General features: G+C 66.0%; 19 protein-coding genes. 12 read left to right on the top strand and 7 right to left on the bottom strand.

The window, feature by feature from the left end:
* The first annotated feature begins 276 nt into the window (after window positions 1-276).
* On the top strand, window positions 277-1,518 hold the full coding sequence (locus tag G6N59_RS09395) for a GNAT family N-acetyltransferase (RefSeq protein ID WP_138231910.1): 1,242 nt from the start codon (window positions 277-279) through the stop codon (window positions 1,516-1,518).
* Between the two features lie 149 nt (window positions 1,519-1,667).
* Entirely contained in the window at window positions 1,668-2,060 is a 393-nt protein-coding gene (locus tag G6N59_RS31840) for a histone-like nucleoid-structuring protein Lsr2 (protein ID WP_163911159.1), read from the top strand.
* A gap of 10 nt (window positions 2,061-2,070) precedes the next feature.
* Here G6N59_RS31840 and G6N59_RS09385 read toward each other — a convergent pair whose 3' ends face one another.
* Window positions 2,071-2,499, bottom strand: coding sequence for a BlaI/MecI/CopY family transcriptional regulator (locus G6N59_RS09385; protein WP_138231909.1), 429 nt, complete (start codon window positions 2,497-2,499; stop codon window positions 2,071-2,073).
* A 110-nt stretch (window positions 2,500-2,609) separates the two neighbouring features.
* On the opposite strand from G6N59_RS09385, the gene G6N59_RS09380 reads away from it, so the two are divergent.
* The 4 genes from G6N59_RS09380 to G6N59_RS09365 all read left to right on the top strand — a co-directional run bounded on the left by G6N59_RS09380 (window position 2,610) and on the right by G6N59_RS09365 (window position 9,064).
* On the top strand, window positions 2,610-5,909 hold the full coding sequence (locus tag G6N59_RS09380) for an error-prone DNA polymerase (RefSeq protein WP_138231908.1): 3,300 nt from the start codon (window positions 2,610-2,612) through the stop codon (window positions 5,907-5,909).
* A gap of 219 nt (window positions 5,910-6,128) precedes the next feature.
* A complete protein-coding gene (locus G6N59_RS09375) occupies window positions 6,129-7,682 on the top strand; it encodes a succinic semialdehyde dehydrogenase (protein ID WP_138231907.1) in 1,554 nt (517 codons plus the stop codon).
* Between the two features lie 78 nt (window positions 7,683-7,760).
* On the top strand, window positions 7,761-8,333 hold the full coding sequence (locus G6N59_RS09370; protein ID WP_138231906.1) for a TetR/AcrR family transcriptional regulator: 573 nt from the start codon (window positions 7,761-7,763) through the stop codon (window positions 8,331-8,333).
* 89 nt (window positions 8,334-8,422) lie between these two features.
* Window positions 8,423-9,064: a nitroreductase family protein gene (locus G6N59_RS09365; protein ID WP_138231905.1), complete on the top strand. Its 642-nt coding sequence runs from the start codon at window positions 8,423-8,425 to the stop codon at window positions 9,062-9,064.
* A gap of 71 nt (window positions 9,065-9,135) precedes the next feature.
* Here G6N59_RS09365 and G6N59_RS09360 read toward each other — a convergent pair whose 3' ends face one another.
* Window positions 9,136-9,603: a tRNA (cytidine(34)-2'-O)-methyltransferase gene (locus tag G6N59_RS09360; protein WP_179970289.1), complete on the bottom strand. Its 468-nt coding sequence runs from the start codon at window positions 9,601-9,603 to the stop codon at window positions 9,136-9,138.
* Between the two features lie 151 nt (window positions 9,604-9,754).
* Window positions 9,755-10,378: a TetR/AcrR family transcriptional regulator gene (locus tag G6N59_RS09355; protein WP_138231904.1), complete on the bottom strand. Its 624-nt coding sequence runs from the start codon at window positions 10,376-10,378 to the stop codon at window positions 9,755-9,757.
* A gap of 435 nt (window positions 10,379-10,813) precedes the next feature.
* On the opposite strand from G6N59_RS09355, the gene G6N59_RS09350 reads away from it, so the two are divergent.
* Genes G6N59_RS09350 through G6N59_RS09335 form a run of 4 tightly spaced genes read left to right on the top strand, consistent with a single transcriptional unit; the run spans window position 10,814 to window position 14,866 of the window.
* Complete coding sequence (locus G6N59_RS09350) at window positions 10,814-13,480, top strand: sensor histidine kinase (protein WP_170212432.1); 2,667 nt, start codon at window positions 10,814-10,816, stop codon at window positions 13,478-13,480.
* Complete coding sequence (locus G6N59_RS09345) at window positions 13,480-13,905, top strand: roadblock/LC7 domain-containing protein (protein WP_138231903.1); 426 nt, start codon at window positions 13,480-13,482, stop codon at window positions 13,903-13,905. The genes G6N59_RS09350 and G6N59_RS09345 overlap by 1 nt, the downstream gene beginning before the upstream one ends.
* Before the next feature lie 15 nt (window positions 13,906-13,920).
* Complete coding sequence (locus G6N59_RS09340) at window positions 13,921-14,307, top strand: DUF742 domain-containing protein (RefSeq protein WP_138231902.1); 387 nt, start codon at window positions 13,921-13,923, stop codon at window positions 14,305-14,307.
* Window positions 14,288-14,866: a GTP-binding protein gene (locus G6N59_RS09335; RefSeq protein ID WP_138231901.1), complete on the top strand. Its 579-nt coding sequence runs from the start codon at window positions 14,288-14,290 to the stop codon at window positions 14,864-14,866. The genes G6N59_RS09340 and G6N59_RS09335 overlap by 20 nt, the downstream gene beginning before the upstream one ends.
* A gap of 240 nt (window positions 14,867-15,106) precedes the next feature.
* On the opposite strand, the gene G6N59_RS09330 is transcribed toward G6N59_RS09335, so the two are convergent.
* Window positions 15,107-15,892 carry a DUF1906 domain-containing protein gene (locus G6N59_RS09330; RefSeq protein ID WP_138231900.1) on the bottom strand — a complete coding sequence of 262 codons (786 nt, stop codon included), beginning with the start codon at window positions 15,890-15,892 and terminating at the stop codon, window positions 15,107-15,109.
* Window positions 15,893-15,911: 19 nt separating this feature from the next.
* Here G6N59_RS09330 and G6N59_RS09325 point away from each other — a divergent pair, with 19 nt between their 5' ends.
* Entirely contained in the window at window positions 15,912-16,484 is a 573-nt protein-coding gene (locus G6N59_RS09325) for a pentapeptide repeat-containing protein (RefSeq protein WP_138231899.1), read from the top strand.
* Between the two features lie 418 nt (window positions 16,485-16,902).
* Window positions 16,903-19,005: a S15 peptidase family protein gene (locus G6N59_RS09320; RefSeq protein ID WP_234884354.1), complete on the top strand. Its 2,103-nt coding sequence runs from the start codon at window positions 16,903-16,905 to the stop codon at window positions 19,003-19,005.
* A gap of 21 nt (window positions 19,006-19,026) precedes the next feature.
* Here G6N59_RS09320 and G6N59_RS09315 read toward each other — a convergent pair whose 3' ends face one another.
* The 3 genes from G6N59_RS09315 to G6N59_RS09305 all read right to left on the bottom strand — a co-directional run bounded on the left by G6N59_RS09315 (window position 19,027) and on the right by G6N59_RS09305 (window position 24,221).
* Window positions 19,027-21,729, bottom strand: a complete 2,703-nt coding sequence (locus G6N59_RS09315; protein ID WP_138231898.1) for an FHA domain-containing protein — start codon at window positions 21,727-21,729, stop codon at window positions 19,027-19,029.
* A 195-nt stretch (window positions 21,730-21,924) separates the two neighbouring features.
* The gene (locus G6N59_RS09310) at window positions 21,925-22,878 is read right to left on the bottom strand and encodes a fumarylacetoacetate hydrolase family protein (RefSeq protein ID WP_234884353.1); all 954 of its coding nucleotides are present in this window, start codon (window positions 22,876-22,878) and stop codon (window positions 21,925-21,927) included.
* Window positions 22,875-24,221, bottom strand: a complete 1,347-nt coding sequence (locus tag G6N59_RS09305) for an alpha/beta hydrolase family protein (RefSeq protein WP_138231897.1) — start codon at window positions 24,219-24,221, stop codon at window positions 22,875-22,877. Before G6N59_RS09305 ends, G6N59_RS09310 begins: the two co-directional genes overlap by 4 nt.
* Between the last annotated feature and the right edge of the window lie 24 nt (window positions 24,222-24,245).

Raw genomic sequence — 24,245 nt, 5'->3', positions numbered from 1 at the left:
CCGGACCAATGTGCGCGTGGACAGGTCGCTACCTACCCGATCGGGCAGGTAGCGATCACGACGGGCGGATCGGGACATCGCTCAACCGCCGGCCGAATGTGTATCTCAGCGGGCTCCGAAAACTACGAAAACGAGGTGAGGCAAATGCGACTGGCGTTGCGCGAGAAGGTCGATATCCCGGCTACGTGAACTAATCAATTGGTGGCGTTTGCTTTTCGATTGCCGCTGGAAATAATCGGATGACTCCTGTGAGGACCCTGTGATATCCCTTGGGGCATGAGTGATTTGACGCTGCGTGTTGTCAGCGATGGCGATGACTACGATTCGTTCGCAGCCTCGTCGTACGAGGTGTTCTTGCAGGATCCGCGGCAGGACGAGATCGACCTGGTCCGCGCCTTTACCGAGTACGACCGTATGGTCGGCTTCCACGACGGGGCCCGTTGGGTTGCCACTGCCGGAGCTTTCAGCAAGCACGTGGTGCTGCCCGGCGGGGGCCTCACACCGGCGGCGGCCGTCACCGCCGTCACGGTGTCGCCCAGCCATCGACGCCGCGGCCTGCTCACGGCGATGATGCGCCACCAACTCGACGACATTCGAGCACGCGGCACCGAGGCGCTGGCCATGCTGTACGCATCTGAGGCCGCCATCTACGGGCGCTTCGGCTACGGGATGGCGGTGCCGGTTGCGGAGCTATCCGGCCAGGTCCGTGAACTGGGCTTCCGCCCGGAGGTCCAGTTCGGTGACGGTTCGGTGACCCACGTCGACGCCGAGGCGTTGCTGGCGAGCGCGCCGGAGATTCATCAGCGCGCCATGGTGCAGCGGCCCGGCTTGATGGAGCGGCCGGGTCCGTGGTGGGACCACTGGATCCACGACAGCGAGGACAGGCGGAAGGAGGCCAGCAAGATTCGCTTTCTCCTGCATCGCGAGGCCGACGGCACCGTCAGCGGATTTGCCATCTACCGGCCCAAGAACAGCTGGACGGATCGCGGCCAGCCCAACAGTGAACTGCAGATTCAGGAAGTGCTGGCGACCAATCACCATGCGTACGCCAGGATTTGGCGCTATCTCCTTGATATGGATTTGGTCAGGACGGTCGAGTACGACGGTGCTGCAGTCGATGAGCCGCTGCTCAGCTTGGTGGCTGACCGGCGTGCGCTGGCGTGCCAAGTCAGGGACGGCATCTACGTACGCCTCGTCGACGTGCGTCGCGCACTGACGTTGCGCAGTTACGCCGCGCCGGTCGACGTGGTGTTGGATGTCACCGACGAGTTCTGCCCGTGGAACACCGGCCGGTGGCGTCTACGTGGCGGACCCGACGGTGCTGAATGCGAAACTTCCACGGCACCAGCCGATATCGCTGTCTTGGCGCGCGATCTGGGCGCCATCTACCTGGGTGGTGTGAACCTTCAGACGCTGGCGAGCGCAGGTCTCGTCCAAGAGATCACCCCGGGTTCGGTGCACCGAACCGCAGTGGCGTTCAGCTGGCCTGTGGCCCCGGGCGTGCCGGACGACTTCTAGGGCAGTGGCGTCTCGACCTCGGCCCATACCACGTGCCCGGGTGAAAGAAAAGAGGCCAAAGCGCCTGAAATATAAGAGGCCAAAGCGCATAGCCTGACTCCGGCCGCTCCGCTAGCTTTTTTGGAAGAAACATTGCAGGACTTCGTGTTGTGGAGGTGGATGTTCCAGTGGCGAAACAGTATTCAACTGCGTGGACCGACGATCTGGATGGCTCATTCGCTGCGACGACGCTTGAGTTCTCCTTCGACGGGGTCGCGTATGCGATCGATCTGTCCGAGGTGAACGCGGTGCGGATGCGGGACTGTTTGGAGCCATACATCCAGGCGGCGAGCAAGGCGAGCCGTCGGCCCGAGCGTACGACCTGGCCTGTCGAACAGGCGCCGGCCGGCGAGGCGCTATCACCCCATCAACGAGCGCGTGAGTGGCTGCGGATGAACGGCCATGAGGTCGGTAGCCGTGGGCGCCTCCCTCAAGAATTGCTGCAGAGATATGAGTCGGCTCAGGGCGGGAGGCGGACGATCCTTCTCTGTGACCTGAGCTGACGTCGGTCCGCTAGGCGCTGAGCTTGGGTGTCAAACTCATTGCGGGGCTGTTGGTCCCGGATGAATATCGGTCCACGGCGGCGAGCGCTCGCCGAAGAACATCGATCTCGTCGGCCGCGACCTGTGTGACGAAGTGCACCAGCGCCGCGTGGCGGTCACTCTGATCGGCGGCTTGTCCGAGCGCATCGACCATCAGACCGGCCACCAGGTGGTCGCGGCTGTGCGATGCGACGTAACGGTGTGCACGAGCCTCGCGCAGTTGCAGCACCACGCCCTTGCCGGCGAGCCGGCGCAGGACGGTCATGACGGTTGTATATGCGAGTTTGCGCTCCGCGCAGATGGCTCGATGGACCTCGCGAACGGTCTGGGGTCCGTCCGCGTCCCAGAGGTGATCCATCACCTCGCGTTCCAGCGTGCCCAAGTGCTTCCGCCTGGTCATCTTCCATCCCTCTCCGATGTCCTCGGAGATCTAGTCGGATGGGGGTCGCTCGAGTTCCCGGGGGATTCACCAACCTGGCATTCGAACAAAGTTTCGAATATCCTGATGCGGTGGGTTGGCACAATGGTCCGCCGAGTTGGGCGGAGATGCAGCGGGTGCTCGAGGGTAAGCCTCGGGTGGCCGGTGCTTCTCCAGAGTCGCCGGCCGACGGTGGCGACAGTCCGGCGTGGTCACGTAAACGTGGTGACTATCGACCGGTGGACCGTCCGGCCCGGCCGGGAAAGTCGGTGCCGTATGCCGAGCTACATGCCCATTCCGCGTACAGCTTCCTCGACGGCGCCAGCACACCGGAGGAATTGGTGGAGGAGGCTGTCCGGCTGGATCTGCGGGCTATCGCACTGACCGACCATGACGGGCTCTATGGTGTCGTGCGGTTCGCCGAGGCCGCCAAAGAACTCGACATGGCAACGGTTTTCGGTGCCGAACTGTCGCTCAGCAACACTCCCCGCACTGAGTTGCCGGATCCGCCCGGTCCGCATCTGCTGGTTCTGGCCCGCGGGCCCGAGGGGTACCGGCGGCTGTCCCGGGAGCTGGCCCGGGCGCATCTGGCCGGCGGCGAGAAGGGGGTGCTCAGTTATGACCTGAATACCCTCACCGAGGCCGCCGGCGGGCACTGGCAGATCCTCACCGGCTGCCGTAAAGGACATGTGCGTCAGGCCTTGTCGGCGGGTGGTGCGGACGCCGCGGACAAGGCGCTGAGCGACCTGGTGGACCGGTTCGGCGCGGAGCGGGTGACCATCGAACTGACCCACCACGGGCACCCACTCGACGACGAACGCAATGCGACGTTGGCGGGCCTGGCGCCGCGGTTCGGCCTCGATGTGGTCGCCACCACCGCCGCACATTTCGCTGCGCCATCGCGGGGAAAACTGGCGATGGCAATGGGGGCCATCCGCGCCCGCAATTCGATGGATGAGGCCGAGGGCTGGCTGGCGCCGCTGGGTGGGTCACACCTGCGGTCCGGGGCGGAGATGGCCCGGCTGTTCGCCCGCCACCCGGAGGCGGTGACGAACGCCGCCGAACTGGGGGAGCAGTGTGCGTTCGAATTACGTTTGATCGCACCGAAATTGCCACCGTTCGACGTGCCGGAAGGGCACACCGAGATCAGTTGGCTGCGCGAGTTGGTGGCGGAGGGGGCGGCCCGTCGCTACGGCTGGAAGCCGGATGCGGACAGGGAGAAGGCGTACCGGCAGATCGAGCATGAGCTGAAAATCATTGAGCAGCTGGAGTTCCCGGGCTACTTCCTGGTGGTGCACAGCATCACCGAATTCTGCCGGAACAACGACATCCTGTGCCAGGGCCGGGGGTCGGCGGCGAACTCGGCGGTCTGTTACGCCCTGGGGATCACGAACGTCGACCCGGTGGCCAACGAGCTGCTGTTCGAGCGGTTCTTGTCCCCGGCGCGCGACGGTCCGCCGGACATCGACATCGACATCGAATCGGACCTACGCGAGAACGTCATCCAGTTCGTCTACGAGAAGTACGGCCGGGACTACGCGGCGCAGGTGGCCAACGTCATCACCTACCGCGGCCGTAGCGCGGTGCGGGACATGGCCCGGGCCCTGGGGTTTTCCCAGGGGCAGCAGGATGCCTGGAGCAAGCAGATCAGCCGGTGGAACGGACTGGCCGACTCTCCGGACGTCGAGGAGATTCCCGAGGCAGTGATCGACTTGGCACTGCAGATCAGGAATCTGCCGCGGCACATGGGAATTCACTCTGGCGGCATGGTGATCTGCGACCGGCCGATCGCCGACGTGTGCCCGGTGGAGTGGGCGCGGATGGAGAACCGCAGTGTGCTGCAGTGGGACAAGGATGACTGTGCGGCAATCGGTTTGGTCAAGTTCGACCTGCTGGGGCTGGGCATGCTCTCGGCCCTGCATTACATGATCGACCTGGCCAAGGAACACATGGGCCTCGAGGTGGACCTGGCCAAGCTCGACCTCACCGAGCCCTCGGTGTACGAGATGCTGCAGCGCGCCGACTCGGTGGGGGTGTTCCAGGTCGAGTCCCGGGCACAGATGGCCACGCTGCCGCGGCTGAAACCCAAGAGGTTCTACGACCTGGTGGTCGAGGTGGCGCTGATCCGCCCCGGTCCGATTCAGGGTGGCTCGGTGCACCCGTACATCCGGCGGCACAACGGATTGGAAAAGCCGGACTGCGAACACGAGTCGATGAAGCCCGCGTTGGACCGGACGCTCGGGGTGCCATTGTTCCAGGAACAGCTCATGCAGCTGGCCGTCGACTGTGCCGGTTTCACCCCGGCCGAGGCCGACCAGCTGCGCCGGGCCATGGGGTCCAAACGATCCACCGAACGGATGAGGCAACTGCGTGGACGGTTCTTCGACGGCATGCGGGAACTGCACGGCATCACCGGCCCGACCGCCGAACGGATCTACGAAAAGCTCGAGGCCTTCGCCAATTTCGGTTTTCCGGAGAGCCATGCGTTGAGCTTCGCGTCGCTGGTGTTCTCCTCGTCGTGGTTCAAGCTGCACCACCCCGCGGTGTTCTGTGCGGCATTGCTGCGGGCCCAGCCAATGGGCTTCTACTCGCCGCAGTCGCTGGTGGCCGACGCCAGACGGCACGGGGTGCTGGTGCACGGACCGGACGTGAACGCCAGCCTGGCGTATGCGACGTGCGAGAACCGCGGCACCGAGGTGCGGTTGGGGTTGGGGACGGTCCGGCACATCGGGGATGAGCTGGCGCAGCGCATCGTCGACGAGCGAAAAGCGGTCGGGCCGTTTACTTCTCTGCTCGACCTGACCGGGCGGGTGCAACTGTCGGTGCCGCAGGCTGAGGCGTTGGCGACCGCGGGCGCGCTGGGGTGTTTCGGCAGCACCAGGCGGGAGGGGTTGTGGGCAGCCGGGGCGGCGGCTGCGGAACGCCCCGACCGGTTGCCCGGCGTCGGGTCGGCCGGCGGCATTCCGGCGCTGCCCGGCATGACGGAACTGGAACTGGCGGCTGCCGACGTGTGGGCGACGGGTATCTCGCCGGACAGCTACCCGACTCAGTTCCTGCGGGAGGACCTCGACGCACTGGACGTGGTGCCTGCCAACCGGCTGTTGGACGTGCCCGACGGCACCCGCATAGTGGTGGCCGGCGCGGTGACGCACCGGCAGCGTCCCGCCACCGCGCAGGGGGTGACCTTCATCAACCTGGAGGACGAGACCGGCATGGTCAACGTGTTGTGCGCACCGGGCGTGTGGTCCAGGCATCGCAAATTGGCGCAGACTGCGCCGGCTCTGCTGGTACGCGGCATCGTCCAGAACGCCAGCGGGGCGGTCACCGTGATCGCGGACCGGATGGGCCGGCTCGACCTGCGGGTGACGGCCAAATCCCGGGACTTTCGGTGAGGGTGGGGTGCCTGGTGCCTGTTGTCGTGTTGACAGCGGAATCACCCTGATGAGTGACCAGTGGCCAGACGAAGTGGGTAATTTTGCCAATCTCATTGACATAATGCCCGATTTGTAAAAAGCTGGATCTATGGCAGCCGCACGCTGTCGCGTAGTGTTACCGAGACCGCCGGTACCGCAAAATTATCGCGCATCCTCGACCGACCCAGGAGAGCCAGCATGCCCGCACCGTCAGCGCAGGTTTTCGATCGTCTCCGTCAACTGGCCGCCATCGAAGACGTCGAGGCCCGGCCGACCCGGACCATCGACGAGGTCTTCACCGGTAAAGCGCTGACCACCATTCCGGTCGCGACCGCCGAGGATGCCGAGAAGGCGTTCGCCAAAGCCCGTGCCGCCCAGCGTGATTGGGTCAAGCGGCCGGTCGCTGAGCGGGCCGCGGTGATCGCGCGCTACCGCGACCTGGTGCTCGAGAACCGTGAATTCCTGATGGATCTGCTGCAGGCCGAGGCCGGCAAGGCGCGGTGGGCGGCCCAGGAAGAGATCATCGACCTGTTCGCCAATGCGGACTACTACGCCAAGGTTGCGGCCAAGCTGCTCAAGCCCCGCCGGGTCGCCCCGCTGCTGCCGGGACTGAACCGGACCACCGTCGCCTACCAGCCCAAGGGCGTCGTCGGCGTCATCTCGCCGTGGAACTACCCGATGACGCTCACCGCGTCCGATGCTGTGCCCGCCCTGCTCGCGGGCAACGCGGTGGTCCTCAAGCCGGACAGCCAGACCCCCTACTGCGCGCTGGCCTGCGCCGAGCTGCTCTACCGCGCCGGCCTGCCGCGCGCCCTGTACGCCGTCGTCCCCGGGCCGGGCTCGGTGGTCGGCACCGCGATCGCCGACAACTGCGACTACCTGATGTTCACCGGCTCCTCGGCCACCGGCAGCCACCTCGCCGAGCATGCCGGCCGTCGCCTCATCGGGTTCTCCGCCGAACTCGGTGGCAAGAACGCCATGATCGTCGCCCGCGGCGCGAACCTGGACAAGGTGGCCAAGGCCGCCACCCGCGCCTGCTTCTCCAACGCCGGTCAGCTGTGCATCTCGATCGAGCGCATCTACGTCGAGCGAGACATCGCCGACGAGTTCACCCGCAAGTTCGGTGACCAGGTGCGCAAGATGCAGCTCGGTACCGCCTACGACTTCACCGTCGACATGGGCAGCCTAATCTCCGAAGGCCAGCTCAAGACCGTCTCCGGCCACGTCGACGATGCAAAGGTCAAGGGCGCCAAGGTGATTGCCGGTGGCAACGCCCGCCCAGATATTGGCCCGCTGTTCTACGAGCCGACCGTGCTCACCGACGTCACCTCCGACATGGAGTGCGCGGGCAACGAGACCTTCGGTCCGCTGGTGTCGATCTACCCGGTCGCCGACGTCGATGAGGCCATCGCCAAGGCCAACGACACCGAGTACGGGCTCAACGCCAGCGTGTGGGCCGCCTCGATCGAGGAGGGTGAGCAGATCGCGTCCCGCCTGCGGTCCGGCACGGTCAACGTCGACGAGGGCTACGCATTGGCCTGGGGCAGCCTCGGTGCGCCCATGGGCGGCATGGGGATTTCGGGTGTGGGTCGCCGGCACGGCGCCGAAGGCCTCCTGAAATACACCGAGTCCCAGACGATTTCGACGTCGAAGGTGCTCAACCTCGACCCGCCGTTCGGTCTGTCGAAGTCGCTGTGGCAGAAGTCGCTGGTGCCGATCGTGCGTGCGGTGACCAAGCTGCCTCGGCACTAGGCGCGACAACGTCGTCGCGGTCGCGACGCGTTGTGGTATCACTGTGTCGATTATTGACACACGTGTCGGGGAGGCGCCGTGGACGATTCGGGGACCGTCTCAGCTGTGACGCGTGAGCAGATTCTTGCCGCTGCATTGGATGAGGTGACCCAGTGGGGCATCGAGCGTTTCAGCGTGGAAAATCTGTTGGCACGAAGCGGCATCGACCGAACGGCCATTGCGGCACATTGGCCCGACGATGAACAGTTGCTGCTTGACGTACTGCTCGATTGGCCAGGACGTACGGTGGGCCCACCAGATACCGGGTCGCTCGCCGGCGATCTGACGATTCTGGTGATGGCCATGGCCGCATACCTCAATTCGGAATCGGGGCGCCGGATTCAGGGCGCGTTGGTGATTCCGAATCGCTCGGGGATGCGCATCGACGTTCGCCAGAAGGTATGGCAACACCGGGCGTCGGCGACGCACGACGTTTTCGCTCGGGCCGTCGCCCGTAACGAAATGCGGGCGGACCTGGATTCGCGGATAGTCCTGCAGATGCTGATGGCGCCCATCAACATGCGGTTGCTGCTCACCCACGAGCCTGTGGATGAGCAGTATCGCCGGACGCTGGTCGACATGGTGTGCCGAGCGGTCGCTCCCGGTAACTGAAAACCATTGTCCGATAAGCTGATTGTATGATTGCCGCTGATCGGCCACGGTGTGAATCGCTGAATTTCTGGTGGCGGTAATGTGCGGCTATGACGCTGAACCTCACCGCTGACGAAGTGCTGACCTCCACCCGCTCGGTGCGCAAACGACTCGACTTCGAGAAGCCCGTGCCGCGTGAGGTGATCATGGAGTGCCTCGATCTGGCGCTGCAGGCGCCGACCGGCTCCAACAACCAGGGCTGGCAGTTCGTCTTCGTCGAGGACGCGGCCAAGAAGAAGGCATTGGCCGACATCTACCGCACCAATGGCACGCCGTACCTGGCGATGGACGCACCGCAGCGCGGCGACATGCGCGACGACCGGGCCGGCGCGGTGAAGAGCTCGGCGGAGTATCTCAACGAGAACTTCGAGAAGGCCCCCGTGCTGATGATCCCGTGTCTCGAGGGGCGGCCCGACGGCGCTGAAGCCGGCATGCAGGCGTCGTACTGGGGCTCGCTGCTGCCGGCCGCCTGGAGCTTCATGCTCGCTCTGCGCTCGCGCGGTCTGGGCTCGGCGTGGACGACACTGCACCTGCTCGGTGACGGAGAGCGGCAGGCCGCCGAGCTGCTGGGAATCCCGTTCGAGCGCTACACGCAGGGCGGACTGTTTCCGATCGCCTACACCAAGGGCACCGATTTCAAGAAGGCCCAGCGGCTGCCGGCCGAGCAGCTCGCGCATTGGGACACCTGGTGAGTTCCACCGCCGAACTGCGGTTTCTCGCGTGATGTCGATGATTTCGCGCCAGAAACCGTAGTTCCGTCGCCCTAGATGCCCTCGGCGAAGCCGAGCTGACGCCACGCTTCGTACACGGCGACGGCGGCGGCATTCGACAGATTCAGGGACCGGCGACCCGGGATCATCGGAATCCGGACCTGCCGGGTGATGTGTGGGTCGGCGAGCGTCTCGGCATCGAGGCCGGTGGGCTCGGGTCCGAACATCAGGACGTCGTCAGCTTGATAGGTCACGTCGGCGAACGACGAATTCGCGTGCGCGGTAAAGGCGAACACCCGCGCCGGCATGAGTGCCTGCCATGCGGTCGGCAGGTCGCGGTGGACCGTCACCGACGCCAGATCGTGGTAGTCCAACCCGGCTCGACGGAGTTTCGGCTCGGACAGGTCGAAGCCGAGCGGCTCGACCAGATGCAGCTCGGCGCCGGTGGCGGCGACCATCCGGATGGCGTTGCCGGTGTTCGGCGCGATCCGCGGTGAGTAGAACAGCACTTTCAGTGCCACCTGCGGCCTCCCTGCCTGTACATGCCGGCCCGACGCCGGCCGTCGGGTTCATCGGGGGAGAGTCAACCAGCATCGTTCGGTGCGGCAAATTCCGTGCGCGTCTCGTGCCGCCGAACAGTGAACGTCGCACACCGGAAACGGTCACAAATAGTCAGCGCGCAGTTGCCGAATCGGTGACCCCACGGGGCAGCCGGTTCAGATCGGCGTGCGGGCCCACCAGGCCGTCGAGTGCGGACATGCACAGGTCGACCGCGGCATCGCGAGAGATTTGTTGTAGTCCAAGCCATTCCAGTGCGATCTCACGGACCAGCGCGAGCCAGCCGGACAGCGCGACAGCAATCACGTCGCGGCCATTCTCGGTCAGGTCCAGCGAGTCCACGATGCGGTCGCGCAGGCCGTTGAGTTCCATGGTGATCGGGTCGCGCACTACCGGGTCGGCCGCGATGGCGCTGCGGTTGGCAATCATGACCAAGGTCAAGTTGCGTTCGTAGAACGAGTAGTAGGTGACGAGCGCGGCACGGACCTGGTCTCGCACCGTGCCGGTCGGGGTGAAATGCGAACCCGCGGAAAGTTGTTCGTGGGCCCTGGTCCAGAGTGCGGCGAACAGTTCCTTCTTGCTGGGGAAGTAGTGGTAGATCAGGGCCCGTGAGATCTCGGCCTGGGCCGCGATGTCCTCCATCGATACCTGTTCGAAAGGGGTGACCGAGAACGCCGCCATTCCGAGATCGAGGATCTGATCTCGGCGTTGGTCGGGGGTCAACCGACTCCGTGCCATCTAGGCACTGTAATTCACCTGTTGACCGCGGCCGTGCAGGGTCGATAGCCTTCTATTAGATTAAGTCCAATAGTGGCGGTGGGGCGTGGTGACGAAGTGGTGGTTGAGAGTCTTCGGTGCCCCATGCCTGTTATGTGCTGCTGATCGTTGTCGAGATTGCGATCCCCGTACTCAACTGGGCTCTGCTCAGGCGCATTCGCTCAGCGGCGGATCGGGTAGCGCGCTTACCACACAACTGTGCAACACATCGGTCACGAACACTGTTCGTTGGATGTGAAGCATGGAAACGGCTGCTCATCGCTGTCATACTGCGACAGATTGCCAGGCGGATTTCCCGCGCCCGAGTGGGCTGAAAAATCCGGCGGGGAACACCAATATGAACCATGCGCCTTTAACTGTTTGCGGTCCCATGGCCGGCGGGGAAGCCGAGCCGCGATGACTGCTGCGCAACAGGTTTCGGCAGCGGATCAGGTCACCCGCGCGCCCGCGAAACGCCCGTCCCGCTTCGCGCCGTCGAATTGGCCGGTCGCCTGGAAGGTTTTCGCCATCGCCTTTGTGCCATTGGTGCTGGCCGGAACGTTCGGCGGAATGCGGATCTATTCGGGCTGGACCGACGCGGCAGATTTGCGCCGGGCGGCCGACCGCGCCGAAATGGTGCCGGCCATCGAGAACTACATGGCGACCTTCGACGCCGCGATGCTCGCGAGTTCCACCGGTGGTGACGCGCAACAGGCGCTGAGCGCCTATGACGAGAGCAAGCGACGTCTGCAGCACCGGCTGACAGACACCGACGTCGCGTCCGACGTCAGTACCGGCATCAAGACCCTGCTCGATGGTGGTCAGGGGCTGCTCAACAAGGTGGCCTCCAACAGCATCGGGCTGCGCGAGCGCGTCACCTTGTACGCGCCGATCTTGCTGACCGCCGAAGACACCATCACCGGTTCGGTGCGCATCGACGACGAGAAGATCCGCGCCCAGACGCAGGGGCTGAGCCGCGCCGTCGGCGCCCGCGGCCAGATGATGATGCAACAGCTGCTGGTCAGCCTCGGCGGCGAACTGCCGGACAACGAACTGCGCAGCTCGATGACCACCCTGGCCGGCACCGAGCCGTCCACGTTGTTCGGCATGAGCGAAGTGCTGGGCGTCGGTTCGCCCGAGGCGCAGAAACTGGCCCAGGAAATGGTCAAGCGGATGTCCATGATGTCCGACCCGAACGTGCAGTTGGTCAACAATCCCGATCTGAGCCAGTCGATCGAGACCACCAGCGGCATCGCCGGAAAGCTGCTGGACAGCGTTTCCGCGTCCGTCGTCTCGGCAGTCAACGATCAAGCCACCGCGAAACGCACCGAAGCCATCCGCGACTCTGTGATCGTCGGCGCGGTGATGGCGCTGGCCCTGCTCATCGTGTTGTACATGGCCCGGACCCTGATCCGGCCGCTGCGCCGGCTGCGCACCAGCGCCCTCAAGGTCGCTCACGAGGATCTGGTCCGCGAGCTCGACGAGGTTCGGTCCGGCGCCGAGGTGTCGGTGCGGCCGCTGCCGGTGCACAGCACCGAAGAGATCGGTCAGGTCGCGCACGCGGTCGACGAACTGCACGAACAGGCCGTGCTGCTGGCGGGTGAGCAGGCGAGGCTGCAGCTGCAGGTCAGCGACATGTTCGAGACGCTGTCCCGGCGCAGTCGGTCGCTGATCGACCAGCAGCTGACGGTCATCGACCAGCTGGAGCGCGACGAACAGGATCCGCAGCGCCTGGCCAAGCTGTTCCGGCTGGACCACCTGGCTGCCCGGATGCGGCGCAACGGCGCCAATCTCCTGGTGCTGGCCGGGACGAACGTGCCGCACGAGCAGGGCGAGCCGGTGCCCGTGACCGCGGTGATCAATGCCGCGGCGTCCGAGGTCGAGGACTACACCCGGGTGGCCATTCTCGAGGCCCCTGACACCGAGATCCACGGTTCGGTCGCCGGCGATCTGGTGCACATGATGGCCGAGTTGCTGGACAACGCGTTGCGGTATTCGCCACCCAGCTCGCAGGTGCAGGTCTCCGCGGTGCATGCGCCCAACGGCGCATTGGTGATCGAGGTCAGCGACGGCGGCCTCGGCATGACCGACGCCGATCTGCGCATGGCCAACAGCCGACTGCGCTCGGGCGGCGAGGTCAACACGTACACCGCGCGGCACATGGGCCTGTTCGTGGTCGGCCGGCTGGCGACGCAGCACGGACTGGTCGTCCGGCTGCGCGACACCGTCGAGGGCGACCCGGATTCGGGTACGACCGCCGGCATCTATATCCCGGTCGAACTGCAGGCGGGGCTGCCCGCGATCCCGGACTTCGGTACCTACTGGGACGGCTCGTCGACTGCCGAAACCGGGGTGACCGACCTGCCGGGCGTCGGCCCCGACACCGGGGGATTCGCGACGTTCGGCGCCGTCGAACAGCCCGTCGTGCCGCCCCCGTCGCCGGCGGAACCGCCATTTGTGGCTCATCAGCAGCGCAACGGCTTCGGCGTCCCCGCCGGGGCCGTTGACCTCAGCGGCGTCAACCTGCCGCAGCGCAACCCGGGTGCCAGCGGTATCGCCGGACGCCCGGAGTCGCCCGGCGAGCGGCCGGCGCAGGCGCCGACCGACACGTCGTCGTTCTTCGCGGCCCGGGCTCAGACTCCGCAGCCGCCGCCGGCCCCCGAGCCCGTGCGGCCGGCCCCTGCCCCCGCGCCGCCCGTCCGTCCGGCCCCGACGCCACAACCGAGCACCGCCGGAAGTGAGGACGCCATCTACCAGAAGATGCTCTCGGAATGGCTGATCGACGACCCCACACAGCTGGCGAACAGCACCGACCTCGATTGGCAGACGGTGTGGGACCAGGGCTGGTCGGCCGCGGCCGCAGCGCAGGATGCGCCGGTCGTCGAGCACACCGAAGCAGGCCTGCCGGTCCGTCAGCCCGGTGCCCGGCTGATCCCCGGTGCGCCTGAGGAGGACGTCCACGGCGAGCCGGCAGCCGAAGGGTTGCCGGTGCGCGACCCAGCCGCGGTGCGCGCCAGCATCAGCGGGCATTTCGGTGGCGTGCACGCCGGTCGCTCGCAGTCCCGGGACACGGGGGGCCGGTGATGACGCGTACGACGCAGCGCGAATCGCTGGACTGGCTGGTCACGAAATTCGCCGACGAGGTATCCGGGGTGGCACACGCCATCCTGGTCTCCGCCGACGGCCTGCTGATGGCCGCGAGCTCGCGGATGCCGACCGAACGCGCCGACCAGCTCGCCGCCGTCGCCTCCGGGCTGGCCAGCTTGGCGACGGGCGCCTCCCAACTGTTCGACGGCGGGCACGTGCTGCAGTCCGTGGTCGAGATGGAGAACGGCTATCTGCTGCTGATGCGCGTCGGCGACGGCTCGAACCTCGCGACGCTGGCGACCCGCTCATGCGACATCGGTCAGATCGGATACGAGATGGCGATTCTGGTCGAACGGGTGGGGACCGTGGTTCAATCCGCACGCAGGACGCCGTCGGCGGAGCCGACGAATCGGCTGAGGTAGTAGGGGCGATCGAATATGGAGCCGACATCTGACGCCTGGGAGTCCGCGTTCACCACGGAGCAACCCAGCCTGGTGCGGCCCTACACGCTGACCGCAGGCCGGACCGCCACCGAGATCGATCTGCCCATGGAGGCGCCGATCTACCCGTTGGCGGCCGCCCCGGCATCGCATTGGCCCGGCAATGATGTGCGTGGCGAGATTTTCAAGCTCGGTTCCACCCGGCCCTCGGTGGCCGAGGTCGCGGCAAAGTTAGCAATACCACTCGGTGTTGCGCGTGTGCTGATCGGCGACCTCGTCACGCAGGGTTATCTTCAAGTACACGCCACGCTCGGCACAACGACGAGCATCGACGACCGGCGTGACTTGATCGGGAGGACACTGCGTGGCCTACGGGCTCTCTAATCGGCACGCCCCCGCGTCGACGAAGATCGTCATCTCGGGTGGGTTCGGTGCCGGTAAGACGACGTTCGTCGGCGCGGTCTCCGAGATCATGCCGTTGCGGACCGAGGCCATCGTCACCAATGCGTCGGCCGGGGTCGACGCGCTCGCCGGCACTCCCGACAAGAACACCACGACGGTGGCCATGGACTTCGGCCGCATCACCCTCGCCGACGACCTGGTGCTCTACCTGTTCGGCACGCCCGGGCAGCGGCGGTTCTGGTTCATGTGGGACGACCTGGTGCGCGGCGCCATCGGGGCGGTCATCCTGGTCGACGTGCGCCGACTGGAGGACAGCTTCGCCGCCGTCGACTTCTTCGAGGCGCGGGGCCTGCCGTTCATCATCGCCGTCAACGAATTCGACGGCGCGCCAAGGCATCCCGGCCACGCCGTCCGTAAGGCGCTGGCGCTGCCCGACCACATCCCGGTCGTCACCGTCGATGCGCGGCAGCGGCAATCGGCGCGCGATGCGCTCATCACCGTCACCGAATACGCGCTGACCAGTCTGGGTGCGCCCGCCTAACGCGGGCCCCGGCAGTCACTGTCGTCGCGGGACCGGAGTACCCGGCTACTCGTACAAACTCGCGTGAGTGCAGGGTCAACGCCACTTCAGCGGGCCACCTTCGTCCATCCTCACATGACGGCGCACGGCACTCGAACAAGTCCGCCGTGGCTACACGGTCAACGCGAGAGATGGCCAGACATGCGCTGAGCCTGCACCTGGGGTGCACGCCACTCGCACATTTGCGCCGTGGATGAAGGATCAACCGGACTGCTGGCGAGCCAGATCCCACTGGCCGTAGTCAGGCGCCAGGATGTCGTCCTCATCGACGTGGATGTCGCCGATCATGGTGCCCGGGTCGGAAGCCGTCACCACTGTCGCCTGATAGAGCACCGCCATCGGCGCGCGGGCGCCGCCGGACCAGGCTCGTGTCTGCCAGGCCCAACTGTGTCCGGGCGTACTGGACCGGCCGATGACGCCGTCGTCGGACGCCCAGGTGACCTGCCGGGCGCCGCCGTAGATTCCGGTGCGCTGAACCCCGAGTACTGAGTTGATGCCTTTGAACCATTGCAGCGCAACGTTTTTCCACGTGTCGGCAGAGATGTCCTCGTCGACGCTGAAGAAGATCGGCGCGGTGTCCGGTCCACCGGCTGCGCCATGCAAGCTCATCGCGGTGCGGGCGTCGGCCACGCCGCCGTCGAAGCCGCGGGTGAAGTCCGAGGGGCTGTTCACCCAGCCGGGCTTGCCGTACTGGTAGACGCTGACGACGTGCAGACCTGCGGCGCGCAGCGCGTCGGTGTAGCTGCGGGCGACGGGCTTGAAGTCGAAGGTGGCGCCCGGACGTAGCTCGGAGACGTAGACGATGACCCCGGTATAGCCCGCGGCGACGACCTGGTCCACGGGCACCTGCCGTTCGGCGAAGTCGATCAGTTTGCCGTTGTCGGCCAAGGCAATCGGGGTGGTCAATGCGGCCGCCAATCCGGCAGCGGTCACTGTGAGGAAATCACGTCTCGATAGATGGTCAGTGGGGCGTGCCTGCTCGGCCATCGGGCTATCGTACGAAGCCGTGACGGATTCCGACGAGCACTGGCAGGACACAGAATTCACGGGAGTCGTCTTTCGCGACGAATACGACGCCGACCTGAGTCGGCTGCGCACCGAGCGCGTGGTGTTCACCGACTGTGACTTCAGCGGTGTCGACCTGACCGAGTCCGAGCATTCCGGCTCGGCGTTCCGGAACTGCACCTTCCGTCGGACCCAGCTGGCGCACAGCACCTTCCGGCACTGCACTTTGCTCGGGTCGACATTCACCGAGTGCTCGCTGCGGCCCATCACCATGGTCGAGGTCGACCTGCGCCTGGCCGTGCTGGCCGGCTGCGACCTGCGTTCCGTTGACCTCACCGACTGCCGGCTGGCCGAGGCCTCGCTGGTCGGTACCGACTTGCGCAAGGCGGTGCTGCGCGCCGCCGACCTGCGCGGCGCGCGGGTGCAGAACGCGAAGTTCGAGCAGGCAGATCTGCGCGCGGCCCGGACCGACGCGACGTTCTGGACCACCGCAGGCGTGCGCGGCGCCCGCATCGACGTCGACCAGGCCATCGCCTACGCGGTCGCCCACGGCCTGGACTTGTCGTCCTCGTAGCCGAAACTGCATTCCGATAGGAGACGTGCGCAGCGCCTGCTGTGAAGCCGCTTCGCGATCACAACGCGATGAGGATATGCGGTGGTGCGGACTCTTCCGCGTGCCCCGAGGCGGGGGTAGGAATATACCCATGGGTGCAGCGGGGAGCATCGGGCGGATCGGCGGGTTGGCAGCGGCATTGGGGATTGGCGCGGCAGTGCTCTCGGGCGGGGGCGTGGCGTGGGCCGACCAGCCACCGAAATCCGGGGAGAGTTCGGCAGGAGCGAAGAGCTCACCGCCCTCCGGCTCGTCGTCGCAGAACACGCCGGCTACGGCCGGAGGTACGTCGGCACCAGGCGGCAACCGCGTAGCTAAGGAACTGGAAAAACCCTCGGTAGCAACGTCTTTCAGTGCGAAATCGCGTGACAACCACAAGTCGGTGGCATCGGCATCTGTGTCGCCGTCGACGCCGGTCGCCATGGTCACGTCACCGGCACCCGTCACGACGCCGACGACAATCCCGTTGACCCGGCCCACACCCACAGCGCTGACCGCCGTCGCCCGCACATCGACCACCCAGACAACGCCCCAGCCGACGACGTCACCGACACCGGCAGCGAGCACAAGTCAGATCACGGCCGTGACGACCGTCGCGCGGACGTCCGCGTCGTCGACCATCTCGGCTTCTCCCGGTTCGGTAGCGGTTGTTGCCACCGCCGTCTCACACGTGGCCGGCTCGCTCGCGAGTCCTTTCGCCGGCAGCAACCCCGCCGCACCGGCAGATTCGACGCTGGCGTGGACCATGCTCGCGGCCACCAGTAAAGAGACTTTCGCGCCCACGGCTGCTGTTGCTCCGGGTGTGATCGACCCGGTGACACATGCGCGTGTCGTCGCTACCGTGCAGACGCCGCTGCTGGCGCCATTGCAGCAGATACCTATCATCGGACCGCTGTTCGTGACGCCGGTGGTCGCGCTGATCAGTCAGATTCCGATCATCAGCGACGTTCTCCATCCGATCATCGGGTACCCGCTACAGCAGGGGCTACCGGTCGGCACCCCGATGCCGACCGACGTGATGGTGACGTCGTTCGACGGCACCAAGATTTATGTCCACTTCATGCCCGCCGCCGGACTTCAGGCCGGGCAGACGGCGCCGACGATTCTTGACGGCCCGGGATTGGGGATGCCGGGCGCGACGAACATCAACGGCACCTTTCTCGACGGAGTGCTCACCGACAACCTTGGCGCGGTCGGCGTCCTGGCTCTGCGCAATGCCGGCTATAACGTCGTGACGTGGGACCCGCGCGGTGAGTGGCAGTCGGGCGGGGTTCTGCAGGTGGACTCTCCTGATTTCGAGGCCAAAGACGTTTCCTCGATCATCACCTGGTTGGCGACCCGGCCCGATGTCCAGCTCGACGGCGACCCGGCACTTCTTGATCCGCGGATCGGCATGGTCGGTGCATCCTATGGTGGCGGCATTCAACTGGTGGCCGCCGCGACCGATCCCCGGATCGACGCGATCGTGCCGACCATTGCGTGGCACAGCCTGAACACCGCGCTATACAAGAACGACGCGTTCAAGAGCGGCTGGGGAACGCTGCTCGAGGTCGCTCTACTCGGTACCTTTGCGCGCACCAACCCCGCCCTGCTGCCGGCCGCCATCTACGGCGACCTGACGGGCATGATCACCCCGAGCGACCAAGCGCTGCTCGCCGACCGTGGCCCTGGCGATTTGGTCAGCAAGATCACGGCGCCGACCATGTTGGTCCAGGGCACGGTCGACACGCTGTTCACCTTGCAGGAGGCCGATGCCAATGCGAAAACGCTTATCGCCGACGGTGTTCCAACGAAGGTCATCTGGTTCTGCGGTGGGCATGGGGTATGTACCAATGACCTTCTCGACCCCACCGACGGCAGGCTGATCGAGCAGCGAACCCTGCAGTGGCTCGACCGGTACGTAAAGGGTGACACCGCGGTGTCGACGGGGCCGAAGTTCGAATTCGTCGACCAACACGGCCAGTACTACTCGTCGGACGTCTATCCGATTCCGACGGGCACCCCGATCATCGCGTCGAGCAGCGGTGGCCAGCTGCCGCTGGTCCCGTTCATCGGCGGCTCGGCGCTGCTCGGGGTATTGCCGATCGGCGGTGGCCCGGCGCTCAACGCTCTGAATCTCAGGATTCCCGCAAGCACGACCACCACCTACGTTGTCGGCGCACCGCAGCTGACGCTCACCTATTCCGGCACCGGGATCGCCAGTCACGTGTACGGCCAACTGGTCGACAACTCAACAGGTCTCGTGCTGGGCAACCAGGTCACGCCCATCCCCGTGACATTGGATGGGCAGACACACACGATCACCGTTGCACTGGAAGACGTCGCACAAACGCTTCGCCCCGGACAGACGCTGACGTTGCAACTGGTCGCGAACGCCGCCGACTACGAAAACATTGGCTCGCTGGGCATTGTGAACGTATCGAACATGCAACTCACGCTGCCCACGGCAGACCCGGCGGCCATCAAACCCGAGACGGTGGCGTAGCCCAGTTTCGGCCAGGCCACGTCAGTCAGCTTTGAGACGGATCCGCCAGCGCACGAAGCCGAGATAGCACGCCGAGAGCAGCAGCAAGGCGCCGATATCGGTCCACCAGGAGCCGGTGGTGTGATGCCAGAACTTGTCATTGGGCAGCACCGGCTCGGGCACCAATCTGGTCAGATCGATGGTCGACGCCGACGACGCGAAGCCCCACCGTGCCGGGGTGAGCCAGGACAGCTGATCGAGAACCACCCGGCCGGTGACCGGAATCAAGCCGCCGGAGAACACCAACTGGCTCATCACCGCCACGACGAGCAACGGCATGATCTGCTCGGCGGATTTGGCCAAACCGGACAACGCCAGACCGGTCATGGCCGCGGCCACACACGTCATCGAGATATCGACGAACATCTCGAGGCTGCGGCCGGGGATCACCGCACCATTGGTGACCGCGCCCGGACCCCAGCCTTTGCCGATGATCGTGATGGCCACGACGATCGAGGACTGGATGATCGCGAATGCGGTGAAGACCGCAACCTTGGCCGCCAGGTATGCGGTGGTCGAGAGGCCGACGGCCTGTTCGCGACGGAAGATCGCCCGCTCGCCGATCAGGGCGCGAATGGTCAGCGCGGTGCCCATGAAGATGGCGCCGACGTTCATCATCACCAGGATCTGGCCCGGTTCGCTCGGAGCGGCGCCGAAATCAGGTGGGCCGGCCGCGAGTGGTTTACCGAAGCCCACACCGGACTTGTTCGGGCCGCCACCGGGCACCGAAAGGGACAGCACACCCATGATGAACGGCAAGAACAGCAGGAACGCGGTGTAGGCGCGGTCGGCCACGACCAGCCGCACCTGTCGCCGGGCGATGGTGGAGAACTGCCGCAGCAGTGAAGTTTTCGCCGGCTCACCCAGATCAGCCGGTGTTGCCGCGGGTGGCTGCGGCGGCGTCGGGCCGGAGCGTTCCAGGAATTGTTGGTGGGCCGCCTGCGGATCTCCGGCCACCGACGAGAAGATGTCGGCCCAGTTGGTGGTGCCCAGTTCCGGACCGATCTGGCTCGGCGGGCCGCAGAATGCCGTCATACCGCCAGGTGCCAACAGCAGCACCTGATCGCAGACGTCCAGGTAGGTCAGTGAGTGCGTGACCACCAGAACCACACGACCGGCGTCCGCCAGGTCTCGCAGCATCGTCATCACCTGGCGGTCCAGCGCGGGGTCCAGGCCTGATGTCGGCTCATCCAGGATCAGCAACGACGGCCCGGTCAGCAGCTCGAGAGCCACCGAAGCACGCTTGCGCTGGCCGCCGGAAAGCTTCTCCACCCGGGTATCGAGGTGCTTCGTCATCTCGAGCTCTTCGAGCACCTGCATGACGACCTGCTCGCGGTCCTCCTTCGTGGTGTCCGGCGGCAGCCGCAGCTCGGCGGCGTACATCAGGGCCTGCCGGACGGTCAAATCGCCGTGGACCACGTCGTCCTGCGGCACCATGCCGATTCGGGACCGCAGCGAGGCGTACTCGGCGTGGATGTCGTGACCCTCGAAAGTGACGGTGCCGCTGGTCGGGTGCGTCAGGCCGGCAATCTGCTTGGAGAAGGTCGACTTACCGGCACCCGACGGGCCGATCACCGCCGTCAGCGTGCCGGGGCGGGCGTCCAGCGAGATGTTGTTCAGCAGGGTCTTGTTGCCCTCGATGGTCCACGTCAACCCGTGGACCTCGAGACCGCCGGTGCGGGTGTCGGCGGTGGTGACCGTGCGGCGAGCGAGGGTGCCGCCGCTGTAGACGAGGTCGACGTTACCGATGGTGACGGTGTCGCCGTCCCGGAGCTGCGCCTCGTCGACCCGCTGGCCGTTGACGAAGGTGCCGTTGATGCTGCGGTTGTCGATGATCTGGGCGCCGCCGGCCGCAGATGGAATCAAGGTCGCGTGGTGCCGCGATGCCAGGACGTCGGGGATGACGATGTCGTTGTCGGTACCGCGACCGATCTTGATGGCTCCGGCCGGTACCTCGGCGTTGCGGCCGGGCCGCAGGATCTTGAGCATCGTCGTGCCGAGGTTGTTCTCGCCGCCACGCGGGACGGCAGTCGGCCCGAATTGTGTGGCCGGCGAGCTCGACTCTTCAGGAGCAGGGGCGACCCGCGCCGGCGCCGGTCGGGACACCGGTGCGGACGGCGGCGCGTACTGCTGGGGTGCGGTCGGATAGCGCGGCTGCTGCGGCTGGCCGTACTGCGGCTGCGGCCCACTCGGGTACTGCGGCTGCGGACCCGACGGGCTGAAGGTCTGCGGCCCGCTCGGGTAGCGCTGCTGCGCCGCGGACGGCGGGGTGTACGGCTGCTGGCTGGGCCAGGTGGCGCTGGGCCGGTGGTTGGTCGTCGGCGCCGGGGTGACGGGCATGGACGTCGTCGGCGGCGTGCCGGCCGGGCCCAGGTGCTGGCCGACCTCGAAGGTCAGCAGCGGGCCATCGGGGTTACCGATGTTCAGCGCCGATCCGTTGTGCAGATCGGCGGCAGGGACACGCTGCCCGTTGACGTACATGCCGTTGAGGCTGCCGTTGTCGACCGCGACCCAGCGGCCGTGATCGAAGCGCAGCATCAGGTGCGCCCGCGAGATCAGCGGGTGTGCGACTCGGAAGTCGGCGCGTAGATCGCGTCCGACGACGACGTCGTTTCCCGGGGCGAACGTACGCGTGGCGGCGTCATGGCGAACGGTGAGCGCTGGCAGTGCGGCTGGTCCAGTCATCGAAGGCAACTCTATCGGTATCTGTGGCCTTTCCTGGGACCTCACTGGACAGGCACGGTCTGCGTGCGGTGTCGACGGCGAGCATTACGACTGTGCCCAGCTGCTTTTCGGGTCTGCATGGACCGGCTGTCCGTGTCCGGGCGCCAGGGGGCCGGCCGGCCACGACGTAGACGGAGTCGGATACCTGGTCCATCTTCACGGCTCGATCCGGTGCTCGATGACGCCGATGCCCTCGATTTCCAGACGCAGCTCGTCGCCCGGAGCCAGCCACCGGCCCAGCTCCATCCCGCTGCCGCCGGGAAGTGTTCCGCTCGAGAACAACTCGCCGGGCCACAGCTGCTCACTGCGTGAGGCATGCGCGATCGCCGCTGCGATCGAGTGCTGCATGCCGCGCGTGCCGGTTTTTGACACCGTGGTCCCGTTGATGACGACGTTGGCCGTCAACCGGTCGAGCCGGTCGCGCACCGCAGCGCCCGCGACTGCGGTCGACGACATCGATGTGACGAAGTGTTTCGATTTCTGCGGGCCGAATCCCGAACGCATTTCCGGCAATTGGACATCACGCGCCGAGAAATCGTTGACGACCACGACCGCGGCGATCGCGGCGGTCGCTTGTTCGACGGTGGCATCGCGCAGCGGTGCGCCGAGCACCACGCCGAGTTCGAGCTCGAAGTCCAATGCGTGGCTGTACGACGGCGCGCTGATCGGGACGCCGGACGGCACGATCGTCAGCGCATTGGACATGTAGTAGATCGGCTGGCGGTACCACAGCGAATGCGGCGCGAACGGGGGAAAGACCTGGCGGGTCAACGCCTCGTAGATTCGGCCGAGTCGGTAGCCGGCGGGCACGAACCGTTTTGCCATCCCGCGGGCGGCATCGACGGCATGCTTCTCGTAGAGCATGAAGTCGCGGAATGACGCCGGGCAGATGGGTAGCACTGTGGTTCCGTCGGCCAGTCCGAGCTGCTCGTAGCGAGCCAGTTCGAACTCGGTGGTGAATGCCTGTGGAATCGGGAAGACACCGGTGGTGCTGGTCGATTCATCCGATGCGCGCCAGCCGTCGCCGGAGTCGAGATGGACGTCGATACAGCCTTCGGCGCGGTTGAGTGTCCGGCGCATACGGGGCAGGAACGGCGTCGAATCAGTCACCGGAGAACCGCCTCGACGGTGTCGCCGGCCAGTAGATGCTCGCGCAGGAATCGCGTCGAGAGTTCCGACCACTGCTCGGAATGGCCCATGGCGCAGTGGTCGTCGCCGTCGTAGAGCACCAGTTGGCCCTGCGGGGCGCCGATGGCGAGGTCGATGGAGTCCTGGGTGCTGATCAAGGTGTCGTGTGACCCATTGACGACCAGTAGCGGGATGTTGATCTTCCGATAATGCTGTGCGAGCGAATATTTCGCCAACTTGCGCGCCATGTCGGCCATGCTTGCCGCGCCGATGGTGCTGCGCAACGTGGACACGATGATTTCCGGTGTGCCGAAGGAGCCGGACACCCTGAAGCTGCGATCGGTCAGCGCGCCGTTGGAGACCGCCACCTTCAACCGGGGATCGGTGGCCGCCATGCGGGTTGACCAGTAGCCGCCGAAGCTGAAACCCATCATCCCGATCCGATCGGCGTCCACTCGCGGGTGCTTCGTCAGGTGGTCGATGACTTCCGAATACACCGACTCACTGCTCGGTGACATGACGTCCGCGTATGAATAGGTGCCGGGCATCTCCATCGTGAACGTGCCAAAGCCGCTGTCACGCTGAGCCAAGAGCGGGAACAGCACCTCTTCCAGCGTGCCTTCCAAGCCGTTCGTCACCAGCACGGTCGGCACCGGCCCGGATCCCGTGGGGAACACCAGGTAGCCGCGGACGATGTCGGGTCCGCTGACCGGAATCTGGACTGTTTCTATGGTCAGGTCCATGGCGGGGGCCAGCGCGGTGAGCAGAACTTCACCCAGCTTGCGCGACCGTCCGTACGCCTGCAGGCGTAGTGGACTCCAACCCGGCCACGCGGCCGCGAGTTCGTAGACCATCGCCTTGATCAGGCCGTCGAGGGCATGCGCCGGGTCAGCTGACTCCGGGTGTGCGGCGCAGAACCGCGCCACTGCCGCGGGATCGGCGACGGTGCCCCGATCGGCGAGGAGCGTCACCGCGGGAGCCAGGGTTTGCCCCAGCGTTGCGATGTCGGGAGTAGCGGTCTCGTCGAGCAATTGGGCGGTCGACGGCGCGCCAAGGCGTGCGAGTGCCTCGTCGGCGCGGGCCAGATGTTCTCCGGCGTACCTCTGCCAGTGGCCGGTCCAGCGCGCGTCTTCGAAGGACCGGCAGTCGGCAAGCTGCCTGGCGAATTCCGCTTCGGGAATCCCGCCCAGATGGGTGATCCGGTCGGCATGCAGCCTGGGCAGAAACGGGGCGACGCCGAAGCGGTGGGCGGCGCGTTCGGTGGTGCGGGTGACCGCGCATGCGGTGACGAATGCCCGCCTTGCCAGTTCCGTCGACGGCGCCATGGTGAGCCTTTCTCCAGTGCTTGG

Source organism: Mycolicibacterium aubagnense (assembly GCF_010730955.1).
Classification (GTDB): Bacteria; Actinomycetota; Actinomycetes; order Mycobacteriales; family Mycobacteriaceae; genus Mycobacterium; species Mycobacterium aubagnense.
The sequence above is the reverse complement of the archived record's forward strand: the minus strand, read 5'-3'. Positions and strand labels throughout refer to the sequence as shown.